The organism is Vibrio ishigakensis (genome assembly GCF_024347675.1).
Taxonomy (GTDB): Bacteria; Pseudomonadota; Gammaproteobacteria; order Enterobacterales; family Vibrionaceae; genus Vibrio; species Vibrio ishigakensis.
The window spans coordinates 382,461-399,940 of the sequence record NZ_AP024881.1 but is presented as its reverse complement, the minus strand read 5'-3'; the positions used below and the strand labels follow the sequence as shown (position 1 = coordinate 399,940).

The following is a 17,480-nucleotide window of genomic DNA, read 5'->3' as shown; positions in this document are numbered from 1 at the left end:
TTTCAGGCAAGCAATACTTAAATGATTATACTTGCCTGAGACCATCTTTCCATACAATTAAAAGACAATTCTTCTCAGAAATTAGCTTTTTTGCATGGCTTCAATGTTAAGTTCGAGACTTTCCAACCTTTTAGCAACTTTACCTACGTCACCCGCACCCTGAGTAAGTACTAGGTCGCCCTCTTTAATTAGGTTTGACAGTACTTTAGGCAGGTCTTCTTTATCAGCAACGAACACAGGATCAATCTTGCCACGACTGCGGATGGTTCGACATAGTGAGCGACCATCGGCACCAGCGATAGGCGTTTCACCAGCAGAGTAAACCTCTAGCATGATGAGCACATCGACTTTATCCAGTACGTTAGCGAAATCGTCATATAGGTCGCGAGTTCGGCTGTATCTGTGTGGTTGGAAAATCATCACAAGTCGTTTGTCTTCCCAACCAGCGCGAGCTGCAGCAATGGTTACATCCACTTCACTAGGGTGATGACCGTAATCATCCACCAGCATAACCTTGCCGTTGCCTGTGTCGAACTCACCTAAGTGCTCGAAACGACGGCCAGTACCTTGTGTAGCGGATAGCGCCGCAAGGATTGCCTCATCTGAGATGTCATCTTCACTAGCTACTGCAATAGCCGCAGATGCATTCAAGGCGTTGTGCTTACCCGGAAGGTTAAGTTTGATATCAAGGTCAGCTTTACCCTTACGTTTTACCGTGAACAGGCTCTGATGACCTTGCTGGCGATAATTGGTAATGCGCACGTCCGCTTCTTCACAGAAGCCGTAGGTAATAACTTGGCGGCTAATATCAGGGATCATCTCTCGAATTACAGGATCGTCCACACACATGATCGCCTGACCATAGAACGGTAGCTTATGCAGAAAATCGATAAAGGTTTGTTTTAGAACATTAAAATCACCACCATAGGTATCCATATGGTCGGCTTCAATGTTGGTTACTATGGCAACCATAGGCTGAAGGTGAAGGAAAGATGCATCACTCTCATCCGCTTCAGCAATCAAGATACGACTCGAACCTAGACGAGCATTAGTGCCGGCACTTTTAACCAGGCCACCGTTAACAAACGTTGGATCTAGGCCTGCTTCAAAGTAGATCTGAGTAACCAGAGCAGTAGTTGTGGTCTTACCATGAGTACCCGCAACCGCAATACCGTGGCGATAGCGCATCAGCTCAGCTAGCATCTCTGCGCGGCGAACTACTGGAATACGTGCATCTTGCGCGGCTCTCAGTTCAGGGTTTTCACGGTTAATGGCAGTCGAGACTACTACTACGCTCGCGCCGTCGATGTTCGCTTCAGAGTGACCGATAAAGATGGTTGCACCTTTTTCAGTCAGACGTTCAGTAACTGCGTTCTGCGCAATGTCTGAGCCTGAGATAGCGTAGCCTTCGTTTAGCAACACTTCAGCGATACCACTCATACCGGCACCACCGATACCAACGAAGTGGATGCGTTGTACGCGGCGCATCTCAGGGATCATTGCGCGGATCTGCGCTAGGTTCTGCTTATGTTCAATTACCATAGGGTTCTCTTTTATTATTTTGTTAGCGCTTGGATAGCTTCTGCTACCACTTTATCCGCGCTGACTTTGGCAGCTTTTCGCGACTCAATTGCCATCTGCAGTAGCTCTTCACGTCCTAAGTCTGCAAGCATCTCGTGGAGTGCATCTACCGAAAGTACATTTTGTTCAATCATCTTGGCCGCACCTGCGTCCACCAAGTAGTCCGCATTTAACGCTTGTTGGCGGTCCTTATGCGGATAAGGAATAAATATGGCGGCGAGACCCGCTGCTGATACTTCAGAAACAGTCAGCGCTCCTGAGCGACATACGATGACATCTGCCCAAGCATAGGCGTCATCTACATCATCAATAAACTCGGTCACCTTGGCATCTGTAACACCAGCATCGACATATCTTTGATTCACATCGTCGAAGTTGTTCTTGCCCACTTGATGCCAAATGGTAAATCCAGCACCTAGCTTGCCTACCACTTCAGGCAGGGTATGGTTTAGGATTCGAGCCCCTTGGCTCCCTCCCATCACCAAGATTCGGATATCACCCTCTCGCTCGGCAAGTCGCTCTTCAGGGCTTGGCAAATCAACTACACTACTGCGCACTGGGTTACCCACTACCTCAGTATCTTTGAAAGCACCAGGAAAGGCTTGAAAAACCTTACTTGCAACCTTAGCCAGCCAGCTATTGGTTAAGCCCGCTACCGCATTTTGCTCATGCAAAACTAGAGGGATACCACACATCTTAGCGGCAATACCGCCTGGACCACTCACATAGCCCCCCATACCCAGCACTACGTCTGGTTGGTAGTTCTTGATATGCTGCTTTGCTTGACGAATAGCGTTCGAAATCTGAAACGGAGCCGCGACTAGCTTAGACAAGCCTTGACCGCGAAGACCTTTGACCTTGATGAAATCGATCTCGATACCATGCTTAGGTACCAGTTCCGCTTCCATACGATCTGCTGTGCCAAGCCAGCGAATCTCCCAACCTTGCTGTTGAAGATATTTCGCTACTGCCAGTCCTGGGAATACATGACCGCCGGTACCACCGGCCATCACCAACAGACGCTTATTTCTTGTCATTATCCGCTTCACCTGTATTAAAGGATTCTAAGTATTCATCAACGCGATATTCATGGTCGATTCGAATCACTATCGCCACGGCGATAGCCATGATAATCAGACTCGAACCACCGTAACTGATCAGGGGTAGTGTTAGACCTTTGGTGGGAACCATACCTGCAGCAGCCCCTACGTTTACTACTGTCTGAAATGCAAACCAGATACCGAAGCCAAACGCTAGGTAACCACTAAAGATGTGCTTAGCCTCAAAGGCGCGTTTGCCGATAAACAGGGTTTTAAATACCAAGGCAAACAGCAGTAGCAAGATGGCACATACGCCAACAAAGCCCAGCTCTTCACCGATCACCGCAAAAACAAAGTCAGTATGTGCCTCTGGCAGGTAAGCAAGCTTCTGAATCGAGTTACCCAGACCTTGTCCCATCCACTCGCCACGACCAAACGCCATCAAGGATTGCGTTAGCTGGTAACCACTACCGAACGGGTCTTCCCAAGGATTAAGGAAAGAGGTCACACGCTTCATACGATAGGGTTCAATGACGATCAGGATAACGATGCTCAGCACCCCCATGCCAGCAAGCGCAAGGAACTGCCACAATTTGGCACCTGCAATAAACAGCATGCCAAACATGGTTACTAGCATCACAACTACTGTACCTAAGTCTGGCTGTCCTAGAAGCAACACAGCCAAGGTACCGAATACAATAATGGGTTTGATAAAGCCACCGAAGAAGGTGCTACGAACCTCTTCTTGCTTACGCACCAAATAACTTGCCATAAAGATAAATAGAGAAAGCTTGGCAAGCTCAGCGGGCTGGAAGTTTATTGGCCCTAGCGGAATCCAACGTGAAGCACCGTTTACCGACTTACCAGCAAACAGCACCATAAACAGCATTAAGATACAGACCGCCAGCATTAATGTGCTCCAGTTCATCCACCGCTCGGTGGGAACATGCACCACAAATGCCATTACACTGACCGCCAAAAACAGATACACAGCATGCTTGAACATATAGTGAAACGGCACTTCGAAGTGAGAATAGCTGGCTTGTATAGAGGCCGACGACACCATCACCAATCCCACTAGCATTAGGATAAGAGATAGCCACACCAACTGTCGGTCATACATAACCGGCATGCGAGTCTCAATTTGTTGCGACTCGTCTTCAGGCACAGGCAAGCTCTGCTGCTCTACGACTTCAGTTGCGGGTAATTGGGAATCTGACTTATCGGACGATTCCTTTCCATGGAACCTAGAAAACCACTTCATATATGTTTTTTATTGCTCGTGTGGGGTAGCTTGACGTGCTAGTTCAGTAAAACGCTCACCACGCTGCATAAAGTTAGCAAACTGATCAAAACTGGCACACGCAGGTGAAAGCATCACCATATCACCACTGCTGAGTTGCTGTCGAATCGAGCCTATGGCTTCAGCCATATCCTTAAAGTAAACACTGTTTTCAGATAACGGCATAAACTTGTCGCCATCTGCACCGAAACAACATAGTTGCACATTAAGTGGCTGCAGGGCAGGTTTTAGCTCAGAGAAATCTGCCCCTTTACCGTCACCACCAACCAGTAGATACAACTTACCTGGGATCTGCAGGCCCTTGATAGCGGCAAGGGTGCTCGCCACATTAGTGGCCTTTGAGTCATTCACCCAAGTCACACCCTGTTGGCGATTTACCACCTGACAGCGATGCGCCAGACCTTGGTATTGTCTCAGGGTATCGAGAGCATTGGTCACATCAAAGCCCGACAAATCGAGAAGTGCGATAGCCACCAGCGCATTGAGTTGATTGTGCTGACCAACGATCGATAACTCATCGCCAGCAATAATTGGGTGACCTTGCTTGGTTAGCCAAATGCGTGAGTCTTGTGCTTGAAGATGATAATCACCGCTATTGATACCAAACTCAGTAACAGCTCGCTCGTTATCTGGATAGGTCGCTTTATCGTCAAGATTTACCAGGGCATGTTCAGCATGAGTAAAGATACGCAGCTTAGCCTTACGGTAATCCTCCATACCTGTGTAGCGATCCATATGATCTTCAGACAGGTTAAGGAAGGTTGCCGCTTTTGGTTTTAGGCTAGAGGTAGTCTCAAGCTGGAAACTAGATAGCTCCAGCACGTAAAGATCAGCATCCTGCTCAAGAAGATCGAGAGCAGGAACACCAATATTGCCACCCACACCAACGTTTACATCCAGCGCTTTGGCCATCTCGCCAGTGAGGTCAGTAACCGTGCTCTTGCCGTTTGAACCAGTAATAGCAATAACTGGCTTATCCACTGCCCAAGCAAATAGCTCGATATCACCGACAACCTTTACGCCCAGCTGCATAGCTTGTTGCAACTGCGCAGTTGCCAAAGCAATACCAGGATTGGCCACAATAAGATCGGCTTGGTTGAGCCACTCTTGATTCCAACCACCAGAATGCAATTGCACTTCAGACGGCAGTTTGTCCGCGCCCGGTGGCTCGGCTCGGGTATCGATAACCTGAATGGAAAGCGAGTGAGGTAGCTTATGCAGGTGGCGCACAACAGAAAGGCCGGTTATTCCTAAACCGACCACAACTACTTTTTGGATTCCTTGCCAAGCCTGCATGGATTAACGCACCTTCAGGGTCGCAAGACCGATAAGAACCAATACGATAGAGATGATCCAGAAACGTACGATTACGCGCGGCTCTGGCCAACCTTTCAGCTCATAGTGGTGGTGGATAGGTGCCATACGGAATACGCGCTGGCCACGCAGTTTGTAAGAACCAACCTGTAGGATTACCGATAGGGTTTCCATTACAAATACACCGCCCATGATCACTAGCACAAACTCTTGGCGAACAAGAACTGCAATCGTGCCAAGCACACCACCTAGGGCTAGAGAGCCCACATCGCCCATAAATACCTGAGCTGGATAGGTGTTAAACCACAAGAAGCCAAGGCCTGCACCTACTATAGCGGTACAGAAGATCACAAGCTCACTGGTGTAAGGGATATATGGAATATGTAGATACTGAGCGAAGTTCACGTTACCTGTCGCATAGGCGATCACAGCAAAGCCCGCAGCCACCAAGATAGTCGGCATGATAGCTAGACCGTCTAGACCATCAGTCAGGTTAACCGCGTTACTGGTACCCACAATCACAAAGTAGGTAAGCACCACATAAAACAGACCTAGCTGAGGCATGATCTCTTTAAAGAAAGGCACCACAAGCTGAGTTGCAGCGGTATCTTTACCATGAGCGTATAGAGCAAAGGCTACCACTATAGCTATGGTCGACTGCCAGAAGTATTTCCAGCGAGCAATCAGACCATCGGTGTTCTTGCGAACTACCTTACGATAGTCGTCCACAAAACCCACAGCGCCATAGCCAAGCAATACAAATAACACCGCCCAGATATATGGATTAGAAAGGTTTGCCCAAAGCAAAACAGTAATGGTAATAGCCGCCAAGATCATTACGCCACCCATGGTCGGAGTGCCGTGTTTGCTTAGGTGTGATTCAGGACCGTCATGACGAACAATCTGACCGATCTGCAGCATCTGTAGACGAGCAATCAGTCTTGGGCCCATCCACAATGAGATACCCAGCGCTGTCAAAATACTCATGATTGAGCGGAAAGACAGGTAGTCAAAAAGACGGAAAAAAGAGAAATATGGCTGAATTAAATCCGCTAGCCAGATAATCATTTAAGCTTCTCCTTCAAAGCAGCGGCTACCTTGCCCATTTGTGCGCTGTTGGCACCCTTCACTAGCAAGGTGTGTTGAGATTGTGAGTCTAATAAAATGTTCTGTTCGACATACTCGAGCATGCTCTGATGATCTTCAAAGTGAATACCACCAGTTTCTTCGCTGATAGCCTTAGTGTCTTCACCATAAGTCAGCACATGCTCAAACGAAAATTGAGCCGCATGTTGTCCGACTTGACGATGAAGTTCAACACTTTCTTCACCTAATTCAGCCATATAGCCCAATACCAGCCAGCGCTTACCGGAGAAGGTAGAGAGCAGATCTGCGGCTGCTTTCATGGCTGGCACGCTTGCGTTATAGGTATCATCAATAAGACGAATTGTCGGAGAAAGTCGCTCAACGGCAACTCGGCCTTTAACCTGCTGCATTGCCTGTAGGCCCTCAATAACTTGAGGCATAGGCACGCCCATATTAAGGGTAATTGCAGCAGAGGCTACTGCATTGGCGACATTATGTTTGCCGACAATATTCAGCTTTATTTCAGCCATACCAAATGGCGAATGCAGATGGAACAAGGCACATCCGTCTTCATCTACTTCAATTTTTGCAGCGTAAAACTCGGCTTGAGAGTTCTCTAATGCAAAGGTTTGGACGCGGGTCGCAGAGAGCTTCTTCTGCCACATTTCACCGCCTTGGCTATCTAGGTTGTATAGAGCTAAACCCTCAGGTTTTAGGGTGTTAAATATCTCGCCTTTTGCCTGCTTAACCCCATCGATAGAACCAAATCCTTCAAGGTGTGCGGCGGCGACATTATTCACAACAGCAATATCTGGCTGAACCAGTTTCACCGTGTAATCGATCTCACCAACATGATTCGCGCCTAATTCAATAACCGCAAAATCATGTTGCTCAGTAGCGCGCAATAGCGTCAAAGGTGCACCGATGTCGTTATTAAAGTTGCCTAACGTGGCAAGGACCTCGCCTTGCAAGCCTAAAATAGAGGCTACCATCTCTTTTACCGTGGTCTTGCCACAGCTTCCGGTGATCGCCACTTTTGGCATTTGCATCTTAGCAAATACCCAAGCGCCTAATTGACCTAGGGCAATGCGAGTATCCTCGACGATAAGCTGAGGCACATTAACTGGGAGCTCTCGCTCGACCAGCAGAGCAGCTGCACCGTCAGCAGCAGCCTGCTCACAAAAATTGTGCGCATCAAACTTATCGCCCACAAGGGCGATAAAGAGTTGTTCTGCTTGGATATTTCGGCTATCGGTGGAAACTGAAGTGATAGAGGTATCGTTACCTACTAGCTTGGCATTCAATGGCTCAACTAGTTCGGAAAGCTGGCAACGAATCATGAGGCGTTCTCCAACAAAGTCATCGCTGACTCCCTGTCTGAATAGTGAATAGTCTTATCTCCGATAATCTGATAGTCCTCGTGCCCCTTGCCTGCAATCAAGATAATGTCTTTAGTTGAGGCATTTTCAACAGCATAGGACAAGGCGCTAAATCTATCATGCTCGACCTGTACATATTTTTGATCTGACACGCCTTTTAGCATGTCTTGTATGATCTGCTGAGGGTCTTCGCTGCGTGGGTTATCGTCAGTCAGAATGATCTGGTCAGCAAATTTTTCACCAATCTCAGCCATCATAGGACGCTTCCCTCTGTCTCTATCACCACCACAACCAAATATGGCCCAGAGTTTTCCTTCGCAGTGAACACGCAAGGCGCACAACGCTTTTTCTAGAGCATCTGGAGTATGAGCATAGTCAACGACTATCTTAGCCTTGTCAGCAGTTTGAAAGAGTTCCATCCGGCCAATTACAGGATTAAGTTCGGTAGCGGTTTTCTCCAGAGATTTTCTGTCCGCACCAAGGGCTAGCAAGGTAGCAAAAGCAAGTAGTAGATTGCTGGCATTAAACTCTCCGATTAGCGGAGCATGTAGTCTGCCTTCACCCCAATGGCTTTGATACTCGATCTCGATGCCCTGTTCTGAGTAGCGAACGTTGGAGGCAAACATAAACTGTTTGGTTTGTGGCTTAGCAATCAGAGAAACCGCAATCGCATCTGGCAAGATCTCAATCCACTCCTGCCCCACGCTATCATCGGCGTTGATCACCTTATGTTGGCAATCGTGTTCAGTAAACAAACTCAGTTTCGCCTTGGCGTATTCAGCCATAGAGCCGTGGTAATCCAAGTGATCACGGCTTAGATTAGTAAACACACCCGCAACAAAATTCAGTGCCTTGATGCGGTGCTGAACCAACCCATGGGAAGAGGTTTCTAGAGCGGTATACTTAGCGCCTTTACTGGCTAACCCACTCAATATCTTACGGATCTCGACTGCGCTACCCGTGGTATTCTTAGCTACCTGCAGATCATCAAGAAAGCCATTACCGGTTGTGCCCATTACCGCGGTCGGCAGGTTCACCTTATCGAGCCACTGGGCTATTAACTGAGTAATGGTGGTCTTGCCGTTAGTGCCTGTAACCGCAATAAGCTCGAGGCCATCACTTGGATAGAGGCGGCCTGCTAGAGCTGATAAACGACTGCCAAGAGAGTCTAGATAGATAACCGGAGTATTCTCTATCCACAATAGGGTGCCGTGAGGATAGTCTTCATCGCTTTCGGCTATGACTGCATTAGCCCCGCTTTCTATCGCACCTGAAATAAACTTTCGACCATCGACCGTGTGGCCTTTCACAGCAACAAAGGTCGTGCCCTCCGAGATGGCTCGACTGTCCAACTCGAGCTCGGAGATAGAGATATTGGCTATCTTGTCATCAACGGATTTGAGCCAAGGTTCAAGTAGATAAGCTAGGGTGCAGTTCGCGTGCATAGCTAAATTATTCCTTCGGAGCATCTGGGGTAACGTTTAGGATCTGCAATGCGCCCTTCATTACCTCACCAAAAACAGGTGCTGCCACTGCACCACCATAGTATTCATCGCCTTGAGGTTCATTCACCACAACCACCATAGCAATACGTGGGTGACTGATGGGAGCCAGGCCTGCGGTCAAAGAAACATACTCATCACTATAGCCACCCGCATTTGCTTTACGTGAGGTACCCGTTTTGGCTCCCACGCGATAGCCTGGAACGCGAGCACGTATCGCAGAACCGCCTGGTTGAGTTACCGCCTCAAGCATTTCCAGCACCTCAGCGCTATTGTGTTTGGATAGTACCTGCTTTGCTTCAAGGCCTTTTTGAGATTTAACAATATGTAGTGGCATAAACTTGCCGTAGTTACCCAAAGTTGCATAGGCATGAGCAAGTTGTAACGGGGTAATCGCCATACCATAGCCAAACGCTAAAGTTGCGATCTCAAAATCTGACCAACGGCGACGATTAGGGAAAAGCCCGGGGGTTTCACCCACAAGGTTGATGCCGGAGGTAGAACCAAAACCAATTGAGCTATAGGTGCCCAGTAGCGCATCCAGTGGCATACCAAGTGCTAGCTTAGCCACACCCACGTTACTGGATTTCTTCAGGATGGTTTTAAGGTCGGCCTTACCTACGAGCGAGGTATCTCGAACGCGGCTACCACCGATTCGGAAGATACCATTACCGGTATCTATGATGGTCTCTTCGTCGGCTGTGCCTGTCTCTAGTGCTGTAAGCACCACGAACGGTTTCACCGTAGAGCCAGGCTCTAACGGGTCCGTAATGGCGCGGTTACGCATCCTAAAACTTTGTAGCTGCTCACGAGAGTTAGGGTTGTAAGATGGTGCATTTACCATAGCCAGCACGCCACCGGTTTCCACATCAAGCACTACAACAGTACCTGAGGTAGCCCTGTGGTCAGCCACTGCTTGCTTAATAGCGCGATAGGCGATCGCTTGAATGCGCTGATCGATAGTCAATTGTAGAGGTTTGCCCTGCTGGCCTTGAGTTGAAGAGATATTCTCCACCACGCGACCGTCTCTATCTTTGCGGATCTTTCGCGAACCATCAGAGCCAGAAAGCCACTTATCGAAACTCTTTTCTATACCTTCCTGACCGTGACCATCGATTCCTGTAATACCCACGATATGAGCACTGATCTCACCAGCAGGGTAATAGCGACGCGACTCACTGGACATGCCAATGCCTTTCAGCTTCAGCTCTTTGATGTACTTGGCCATAGCAGGGCTCACCTGACGAGCAAGGTAGATAAAGCGGCGTGTCTTGTTGCGTTCGATACGCGAGATCATCTCTTCAGGCTCTAGCTGTAGAACCTGAGCCAACGCCTGCCAGCGCTTCACATCGGTTAGGGCATCGCCTTTTTCAAAGATGGTTTTAGGGTCGGCATATACTGCCTGAACCGGAACACTGACCGCTATCTGCTCACCATTGCGATCGGAAACAATACCGCGAGCAGAAGGCACATTGTGTACGCGTACTGAACGCATATCACTTTGTTTTATAAGGGTATCAGGTTCGATAATTTGGATATAGGCAACGCGCGCAACTAGTGCTGCTAACAACAGAAAGGCGAATCCGAGCACTGTCATATAGCGCCAACGGATAATCCCAGATTCCATCACCTCGGTCATGGTATTGGGTTTCTTATTCACCACGCGTTTATTCTTTGGTTTTGACTTTTTTGGCTTCATTTCAGTTTAACCAAGACTTCCTTATCAGAATCAGGACGTGTCATTTCCAATTCGGAAACCGCCACTTTTTGCACTCGGCTATGCTCAGACAACGAATTCTCTTCGATGATAAGATTTCGCCACTCATCATCCAGCTTCTCACGTGCCGTTAGCGCCTGATTCTTATGATCGATAGCCTGTCTAGTTAGGTGCGTGGTGAGCACAACCGACATAGCACTAAAGAAGATAATAATGAGCAGAAACATAGGGATACGACCTGCGGTAAACAGGTCGCGCACGATATGAACACCCAGTAGCGGAATCTGTTCATGATCAGGGGTTTCAATACGCTCACCAAACGGCTGAGTGATCAACTCCTTGATAGAAGGTTTAGTGCGCTTGCGCGCGAAAGGTCGATTAACTCGAACCTTCTTTGATGCCTCGGCACGTGGTTTACGCTTAGCTGTGACCGCCTGTTTAGGCTTTATCAACTTCCTTGTCTTCTTGGTCATAGTTTTTCAGCGATTCTCAATACTGAGCTTCGAGCACGTACATTAACATCCAATTCGTTTTTGGATGGTTTAATAGCCTTACCCACGGTCTTAAATGCCGCACTTCCTAACGCCTTGATCTGATCTTCCGTCATAGGAATACCGTGTGGCACTTGCGGCCCCTTGCTCTCTTTACGCATAAACTGCTTCACCATGCGATCTTCAAGGGAGTGAAAGCTGATCACCGATAAGCGACCTTCAGGTGCAAGGATCTTCTTGGCACCATTTAGTGCTGTCGCGATCTCATCCAGCTCACTGTTGATATAGATGCGAAACGCTTGGAAAGCTCGAGTCGCAGGGTGCTTCTTCTCTTTAAAGCTCTTTGGTGCTGCTTCAGAGATAAGCTTTGCCAGTTGGGAAGTACGAGTTAGAGGTTCGTTCTCTTCATCCTCGCGGTAAGCCACGATAGCTTTGGCGATACGCCAAGCGTGTTTATCTTCACCAAACTCACGAATCACCCAAGTGATATCTTCAACGTCTGCTTCAGCGAGCCACTTAGATACCGGAATCCCAGAAGTCGGATCCATACGCATATCCAGTGGGCCATCTTTCATAAAGCTAAAGCCACGCTCTGCGTCATCAAGCTGCGGAGAAGATACGCCCAGATCTAGTAGTACACCATCAACCTTACCTTCAAGACCTCGCTCCACTGCGTACTCAGCCATACCAGAGAACGGGCCATGGATGATGTTGAAACGCGGGTCATCGATCTTGTTTGCTTCCGCAATCGCCTGAGGGTCTCGGTCAATGCTATAAAGCTTGCCGTTCTCACCTAGCTTGGACAGGATAGTTCGGCTATGGCCGCCACGACCAAAGGTGCCGTCGATATAGATACCGTCTGGCTTGATGTTAAGACCATCGATGGATTCTTCGAGCAGCACGGAAACATGCTTGAATTGTTCGCTCATTTGGAAAGCTCGGTTGGGTTGTTGAAAACAATACTTTAGTGTACTGAAAACAAAGAGTTTCGTCAGCGTTTGTGAGTGAAATCTCACAATTAATCTACCGAAAATTGTCAAACCTGAAGAGTTTACGGAACGAGATTCATACTAGTTATGAAACCTCTGCTTTCAGAAAGCAATTAGGCCCCGAACTTTCGTTCGAGGCCTAATCTTAATTGGAGGAGCTTACCGATAAGCCGGGTTCTGTCCCGCTTGCGCGGTGATAGCCATTCGTCTAGGCCAGCAATCGCTCACTGGCTCGAGCAACCTACCCGCCCCCTTACGCGAGCAACGCAATGTGAGGGCCTATTTGGTCTTGCTTCGGGTGGAGTTTACCTTGCTACGAACTGTTGCCAGTCGCACGGTGCGCTCTTACCGCACCCTTTCACCCTTACCTGTGCCCGAAGGCCATCGGCGGTATTCTCTCTGCTGCACTTGTCGTAGGCTTGCACCCCCCAGGCGTTACCTGGCACCCTGCTCTATGAAGCCCGGACTTTCCTCCCCTCCGTCAGTCTCCCTAAGGACATCAACGAAGCAGCGACTATCTGGTTAGCTCCGGCGCGGATTGTATAGCGCTCAGCAATAAAAGTCTACAACAGAGAGTTCTAGCCTTAGTCTAGGTTTTCTAGACCCCACTTATATAAGGCATTCTTCTTCAGGTTGTAGATCTCAGCCGTCATTGCAGCAGCCTTCTTCAAAGGAAGCTCTTTAACCAAGATGCCAAGGGTGCGTTTTACTTCTTCAGGCAGTTCATCACTGGCCTGCTCACGATAGCCATGCACTAGAAGTACCATCTCACCACGCGTACGATTTTCATCTTCTTTAAGCCAAGGAATTAGCTCGCCTAATGGCATGCCTTGAATGGTCTCAAAGGTTTTTGTCAGCTCACGCGCCAAGACCACCTGACGCTCAGGGCCAAGAATAGCCAGCATGTCGTCTAATGAGTCCATGATGCGATGTGGTGATTCATAAAAGATACAGGTGCGCTCAACCTTAGCTAGTTCAAGAAACTTATCACGACGCCCCTTGCTCTTTGGTGGCAAGAAGCCTTCAAAGCTAAAGCGATCTGATGGCAAGCCTGATGCACTAAGAGCCGCTATCACAGCGCACGCACCAGGAAGAGGCACGACTCTTAGCCCTGCCGCACGACATTGGTTTACTAGATGATAACCAGGGTCACTGATAAGTGGCGTGCCTGCATCAGAAACCAAGGCAATGCTCTGCCCCTGCGACAGCTTTTCTACCAGAACCTGCGCTTTTTGCTGCTCGTTGTGGTCATGCAGGGCAAAGGTGCGAGTAGAAATATTTAGATGTGAAAGTAAACGCCCCGTATGCCTTGTATCCTCGGCTGCAATCAGGTCAACCTGACTCAGAACCTGAACGGCACGCTCAGTAATATCACCCAGATTTCCGATAGGTGTGGGTACTATATAGAGGGTCCCTTGTTCGGTTACTGTAGGAGTTTCGCAAGAATTGTTATCTGTCATTTGTTTACCGTCACTTGAGGGATTAATATAGAGGAACTAACCCACACGATTTAAAGAACTCATGGCGCAAAAAAAACGATCCGAATACAGTGTATCACGCATTCTTACCCCAATTGCATTGTCTGTACTTCTTGCCGCCTGTTCAACCCAACCGGGCCCGGACGTAGCGCAACAGTCTAATATTTTGAATGAGCCGACTCAAACCTCAGAGTTTTATCTGATGAAAGCAGATGGTGCCGAAGGCTCACTGCAGGTAGATTGGCTGATTCTATCCCTTAAAGCGGCAATCGACGAGAACAATACCGATCTTGCGAACCGTATTATCCGTCGCCTTGCCCAACTTCAGATGAGCGAAGCGCAGCAGGCTGAATGGCAATTGGCTCGTGCAGAGCTTCTTTTGAACAACGACCAGCCAACCGATGCTATCAAGCAACTGAACTTCCAGAACCAGTGGAAGCTAGACCGTGACCAGTGGCATCGCTACTACGAACTGCGTGCTGATATCTACCAAGCCCTTTATCAACCAATCAAGGCAGCTGAAGAGCTAATCTATGGAGCGGACTTCCTAACCGAAGATCAGCAGCAACAGAATTCTGACCACATCTGGGCACTATTAACCTCAGCCTCTGTCGATGACCTGAGTGCCATTACAGTAAATGAAGATGAAAAAGACCTAGATGGCTGGCGTGAACTTGCTATCCACCAACTGACTTTGGGTGGAAATCTGCCAAGACTGCAAAAAACCGTACAGCAGTGGATTGATAACAACTTCAGCCACCCTGCGGCACTTTATACTCCAACCGAGCTACGTGAACTGCTGGCACTAGAGATCCTACAGCCAGCAAAGACAGCACTGGTTCTCCCTCTGAGTGGTAAGTTTGCGAAACAGGCCAAGATCATCCGCGATGGATTCGTATTTGGTATGATGCGCGATCAAGAGCGCGATCCAAACACCGACTACATAGTGATCGACAGCAACAAGTCGAGTGCCGAAGAGATCGACCAGCAGCTTATCGAAGAGAACGTCGACTTTGTTGTTGGCCCGCTGATGAAGGATGAGATTGAAAAGCTTCAGCAACTGCAGCAAGAAAGTGCGAATCCAATTCCTATGCTGGCGCTAAACTTCCCAGATGATGTGATTGCTGATAATCAGTTCTGCTATGTGACGTTATCTCCAGAACAAGAAGCAGAAGAAGCGGCAAAACACCTAGCAGAGTCTGGTGCCAAGTATCCGCTGGTGATTGCACCGAGTGGCTCTTACGGTCGCCGAATGGCTAAGGCGTTCCAAGATGCATGGCAAGAACAGCAAGATACTAAGGCGGCAACCAGCTACTTTAAATCAAACAGCCAGCTACAGCTTGCGGTAAACAGCGTGTTTGGCCTTCAGCAGAGCCAACGCCGTATTGCGCAGATGGACAAGCTACTGGGTATGGAGCTTGAATCTTCTGAGCGCTCTCGCCGTGATATCGATGCGGTTTACGTGATTGCTAAAGACTCTGAGCTAAACCTTATCAAGCCGTTTATCAGCGTAGCCATCAACCCAGAAGCAACGCCACCAAAGCTATACGCTAATTCACTGAGCAACACAGGTGTGAAGCGTGCATCGCAAGACCTGTCGGGCGTAACCTACAGCGATATTCCTATGATAGTGAGCCCGGACCAAGAGCTTGAAAAAGAGATGGGTTCTATTTGGGAGAAATCTAGCTTCCAGGTTAAGCGTCTGCGCGCGCTTGGTATGGATGCATACAGCCTAGTGAATGCACTTCCAAATATGAAGGTAAGCCCAGGGCTTACGGTTCAGGGTCAGACTGGCGTACTTAGCATAGATGACGACTGCGTAGTTCAACGCCAGCTAAGCTGGGCAGAATATGAGACTGCTCAGAAATAAGCTAAAGCTTGGACACACCTTTGAGACCAAGGCTCTGGAATATCTTCAGGGCCAAGGTCTCAAGCTCATTGAGCGAAACTTTAGAGCAAAGTGCGGCGAAATCGACCTCATAATGCTCGATAGAGAAGAAATAATTTTTATAGAGGTGAAATACCGAAGTAGCGAGGGCTATGGCAGTGCAAGCGAAGCCGTTACCTCCTCTAAGCAAGCTAAGCTATTTAAAACCGCTCAGGTATGGCTGGCTAAAAACAACAAATCACCTCATCACAGCTACTTTCGATTCGATGTCATCACTGTCACAGGCTCAGAGCATCAAATCGAATGGATACAAAATGCATTAACCGAAGGATAGACATGCACGACAGCATCAAAGCCAGTTTTACCGAAAACATCCAGATTCAGATCGCAGCGGCAGAAGCCTTGCCAGACGTCATTACCCATGCGGCACAGGCTATGGTCAGTACATTGCTTAACGGCAACAAGATCCTATGTTGTGGTAACGGTGGCTCTAACGCCAATTCCCAGCAGTTCGTCTCCTGCCTACTGAATCGCTTTGAGACTGAGCGACCAAGCCTTCCAGCTATGACATTAACCTCTGATATCGCAACCCTGACTGCAGTAGCGAACGACTACCACTACCAAGAAGTGTTCTCTAAACAGGTTCGTGCCATCGGCCAAAAAGGCGATATCCTGCTGGCAATCTCTACCAGTGGTAACAGCAAGAACATCATCAAGGCGATGGAAGCGGCGGTAACCCGTGATATGACCATCATCGCTCTAACTGGTGGTGACGGCGGTGAGATGGCAGGCCTACTGGGTGAACACGATGTAGAAATCCGCATTCCGTCGAACCGCACGCCTCGCATTCATGAAGTGCATATGTTGACGCTACATTGTCTCTGTGACCTTATTGATCAGGTACTATTCCCAAGTCATACAGAATAATCAATCTAGGGTGATTTCATGTTGTACACTCGAAAAATCAAACTGGCCGCTACAGCCTTACTTACCAGCCTACTTCTAAGTGGCTGTGCGGGCTCGCTAACTCGTGGTGCCGACACCCAAAGCGTGTCTGATATCCGCTCTACTCGCCAAGTGTGGCAAGACAACAACGTAGAGTTTGAAGCTGCTGCTATCAGTAACAAATCTCCTTTCAAGGGGCAAGCGCGCATAGCCGCCAACTCCTATCGTGGTCGCGTAGTTCTAATGGGACAGGTGCCAACTGAAGAGATGAAGCAACAAGTAACCGAGCAGGTTAAAGAGGTTGCAGGTGTAAGCAAGGTCTACAACCAATTGCGCGTTGAGCCTGTTATCGGTGTTAGTCAGATGAGCCGTGATAGCTGGATTACTACCAAGGTGAAATCTGCCTTTGCGCGAGAAGCTAAGCTAAAAGGTGCGAGCATTAAAGTAATCACTGAGAACAACGAAGTATTCCTGTTTGGTTACGTCACTGCAGAGCACGCTAACGTGGCAACAGAGGTTGCGCGTAACGTATCTGATGTTAAGCACGTTATCCGTGGTTTTGTAGTAGCAAGCAACGCTATCGATGATGTTGAGAAAGCAGCTGAGCCAGAGAAGAAAGAGGCAACGGTAGAAGATCTAACCGAATCTACCCCAGCAACACCTGAGGCGACCACGACTCAACCAAAAGAGAACCTTACTGAAGAAGAGTCTGTAGACTATGTAGACTCTTCAAACCGAATCGTTGAAGAGGACATCTAGTCCTTTTC

15 protein-coding genes and 1 other RNA gene are annotated in these 17,480 nt (G+C 48.4%); 4 read left to right on the top strand and 12 right to left on the bottom strand.

Going from position 1 to position 17,480, the window contains the following annotated elements:
* Positions 1-81: 81 nt before the first annotated feature.
* The 12 genes from murC to rsmI all read right to left on the bottom strand — a co-directional run bounded on the left by murC (position 82) and on the right by rsmI (position 13,862).
* Entirely contained in the window at positions 82-1,542 is a 1,461-nt protein-coding gene (gene murC / locus Pcarn_RS01955; protein ID WP_261834729.1) for a UDP-N-acetylmuramate--L-alanine ligase, read from the bottom strand.
* Between the two features lie 14 nt (positions 1,543-1,556).
* Positions 1,557-2,618, bottom strand: coding sequence for an undecaprenyldiphospho-muramoylpentapeptide beta-N-acetylglucosaminyltransferase (gene murG, locus Pcarn_RS01950; protein WP_261834728.1), 1,062 nt, complete (start codon positions 2,616-2,618; stop codon positions 1,557-1,559).
* Complete coding sequence (gene ftsW, locus Pcarn_RS01945; RefSeq protein WP_261834727.1) at positions 2,605-3,885, bottom strand: cell division protein FtsW; 1,281 nt, start codon at positions 3,883-3,885, stop codon at positions 2,605-2,607. The genes murG and ftsW overlap by 14 nt, the downstream gene beginning before the upstream one ends.
* A gap of 9 nt (positions 3,886-3,894) precedes the next feature.
* Positions 3,895-5,220, bottom strand: a complete 1,326-nt coding sequence (murD, locus tag Pcarn_RS01940) for a UDP-N-acetylmuramoyl-L-alanine--D-glutamate ligase (RefSeq protein WP_261834726.1) — start codon at positions 5,218-5,220, stop codon at positions 3,895-3,897.
* Between the two features lie 3 nt (positions 5,221-5,223).
* Positions 5,224-6,306, bottom strand: a complete 1,083-nt coding sequence (gene mraY, locus Pcarn_RS01935; protein WP_261834725.1) for a phospho-N-acetylmuramoyl-pentapeptide-transferase — start codon at positions 6,304-6,306, stop codon at positions 5,224-5,226.
* Positions 6,303-7,664, bottom strand: a complete 1,362-nt coding sequence (locus tag Pcarn_RS01930; protein WP_261834724.1) for a UDP-N-acetylmuramoyl-tripeptide--D-alanyl-D-alanine ligase — start codon at positions 7,662-7,664, stop codon at positions 6,303-6,305. Before Pcarn_RS01930 ends, mraY begins: the two co-directional genes overlap by 4 nt.
* The gene (gene murE / locus Pcarn_RS01925; protein WP_261834723.1) at positions 7,661-9,148 is read right to left on the bottom strand and encodes a UDP-N-acetylmuramoyl-L-alanyl-D-glutamate--2,6-diaminopimelate ligase; all 1,488 of its coding nucleotides are present in this window, start codon (positions 9,146-9,148) and stop codon (positions 7,661-7,663) included. Before murE ends, Pcarn_RS01930 begins: the two co-directional genes overlap by 4 nt.
* Positions 9,149-9,155: 7 nt before the next feature.
* Positions 9,156-10,904 (bottom strand): penicillin-binding transpeptidase domain-containing protein, encoded by a 1,749-nt coding sequence (locus Pcarn_RS01920; RefSeq protein ID WP_390904462.1) that lies wholly within the window; start codon positions 10,902-10,904, stop codon positions 9,156-9,158.
* Positions 10,901-11,206, bottom strand: coding sequence for a cell division protein FtsL (gene ftsL / locus Pcarn_RS01915; protein ID WP_261835625.1), 306 nt, complete (start codon positions 11,204-11,206; stop codon positions 10,901-10,903). Before ftsL ends, Pcarn_RS01920 begins: the two co-directional genes overlap by 4 nt.
* Before the next feature lie 185 nt (positions 11,207-11,391).
* Positions 11,392-12,342 carry a 16S rRNA (cytosine(1402)-N(4))-methyltransferase RsmH gene (gene rsmH, locus Pcarn_RS01910; RefSeq protein WP_261834722.1) on the bottom strand — a complete coding sequence of 317 codons (951 nt, stop codon included), beginning with the start codon at positions 12,340-12,342 and terminating at the stop codon, positions 11,392-11,394.
* A 210-nt stretch (positions 12,343-12,552) separates the two neighbouring features.
* An RNA gene (gene rnpB, locus Pcarn_RS01905) (RNase P RNA component class A) lies at positions 12,553-12,932 on the bottom strand.
* 54 nt (positions 12,933-12,986) lie between these two features.
* Positions 12,987-13,862 (bottom strand): 16S rRNA (cytidine(1402)-2'-O)-methyltransferase, encoded by an 876-nt coding sequence (rsmI, locus tag Pcarn_RS01900; RefSeq protein WP_261834721.1) that lies wholly within the window; start codon positions 13,860-13,862, stop codon positions 12,987-12,989.
* 61 nt (positions 13,863-13,923) lie between these two features.
* Here rsmI and Pcarn_RS01895 point away from each other — a divergent pair, with 61 nt between their 5' ends.
* Genes Pcarn_RS01895 through Pcarn_RS01880 form a run of 4 tightly spaced genes read left to right on the top strand, consistent with a single transcriptional unit; the run spans position 13,924 to position 17,472 of the window.
* Complete coding sequence (locus Pcarn_RS01895; RefSeq protein ID WP_261834720.1) at positions 13,924-15,750, top strand: penicillin-binding protein activator; 1,827 nt, start codon at positions 13,924-13,926, stop codon at positions 15,748-15,750.
* A complete protein-coding gene (locus Pcarn_RS01890; protein ID WP_261834719.1) occupies positions 15,731-16,102 on the top strand; it encodes a YraN family protein in 372 nt (123 codons plus the stop codon). The genes Pcarn_RS01895 and Pcarn_RS01890 overlap by 20 nt, the downstream gene beginning before the upstream one ends.
* 2 nt (positions 16,103-16,104) lie before the next feature.
* On the top strand, positions 16,105-16,695 hold the full coding sequence (locus Pcarn_RS01885) for a phosphoheptose isomerase (protein ID WP_261834718.1): 591 nt from the start codon (positions 16,105-16,107) through the stop codon (positions 16,693-16,695).
* A gap of 18 nt (positions 16,696-16,713) precedes the next feature.
* Complete coding sequence (locus Pcarn_RS01880; protein ID WP_261834717.1) at positions 16,714-17,472, top strand: BON domain-containing protein; 759 nt, start codon at positions 16,714-16,716, stop codon at positions 17,470-17,472.
* Positions 17,473-17,480 lie beyond the last annotated feature (8 nt).

Coding starts and splice junctions, on each gene's coding strand:
- ftsW (WP_261834727.1), bottom strand. CDS start 3,885: ATGAAGTGGTTTTCTAGGTTCCATGGAAAGGAATCGTCCGATAAGTCA.
- murE (WP_261834723.1), bottom strand. CDS start 9,148: ATGCACGCGAACTGCACCCTAGCTTATCTACTTGAACCTTGGCTCAAA.
- Pcarn_RS01885 (WP_261834718.1), top strand. CDS start 16,105: ATGCACGACAGCATCAAAGCCAGTTTTACCGAAAACATCCAGATTCAG.
- rsmH (WP_261834722.1), bottom strand. CDS start 12,342: ATGAGCGAACAATTCAAGCATGTTTCCGTGCTGCTCGAAGAATCCATC.
- Pcarn_RS01920 (WP_390904462.1), bottom strand. CDS start 10,904: ATGAAGCCAAAAAAGTCAAAACCAAAGAATAAACGCGTGGTGAATAAG.
- Pcarn_RS01895 (WP_261834720.1), top strand. CDS start 13,924: ATGGCGCAAAAAAAACGATCCGAATACAGTGTATCACGCATTCTTACC.
- murC (WP_261834729.1), bottom strand. CDS start 1,542: ATGGTAATTGAACATAAGCAGAACCTAGCGCAGATCCGCGCAATGATC.
- rsmI (WP_261834721.1), bottom strand. CDS start 13,862: ATGACAGATAACAATTCTTGCGAAACTCCTACAGTAACCGAACAAGGG.
- mraY (WP_261834725.1), bottom strand. CDS start 6,306: ATGATTATCTGGCTAGCGGATTTAATTCAGCCATATTTCTCTTTTTTC.
- Pcarn_RS01890 (WP_261834719.1), top strand. CDS start 15,731: ATGAGACTGCTCAGAAATAAGCTAAAGCTTGGACACACCTTTGAGACC.
- Pcarn_RS01880 (WP_261834717.1), top strand. CDS start 16,714: ATGTTGTACACTCGAAAAATCAAACTGGCCGCTACAGCCTTACTTACC.
- murD (WP_261834726.1), bottom strand. CDS start 5,220: ATGCAGGCTTGGCAAGGAATCCAAAAAGTAGTTGTGGTCGGTTTAGGA.
- Pcarn_RS01930 (WP_261834724.1), bottom strand. CDS start 7,664: ATGATTCGTTGCCAGCTTTCCGAACTAGTTGAGCCATTGAATGCCAAG.
- murG (WP_261834728.1), bottom strand. CDS start 2,618: ATGACAAGAAATAAGCGTCTGTTGGTGATGGCCGGTGGTACCGGCGGT.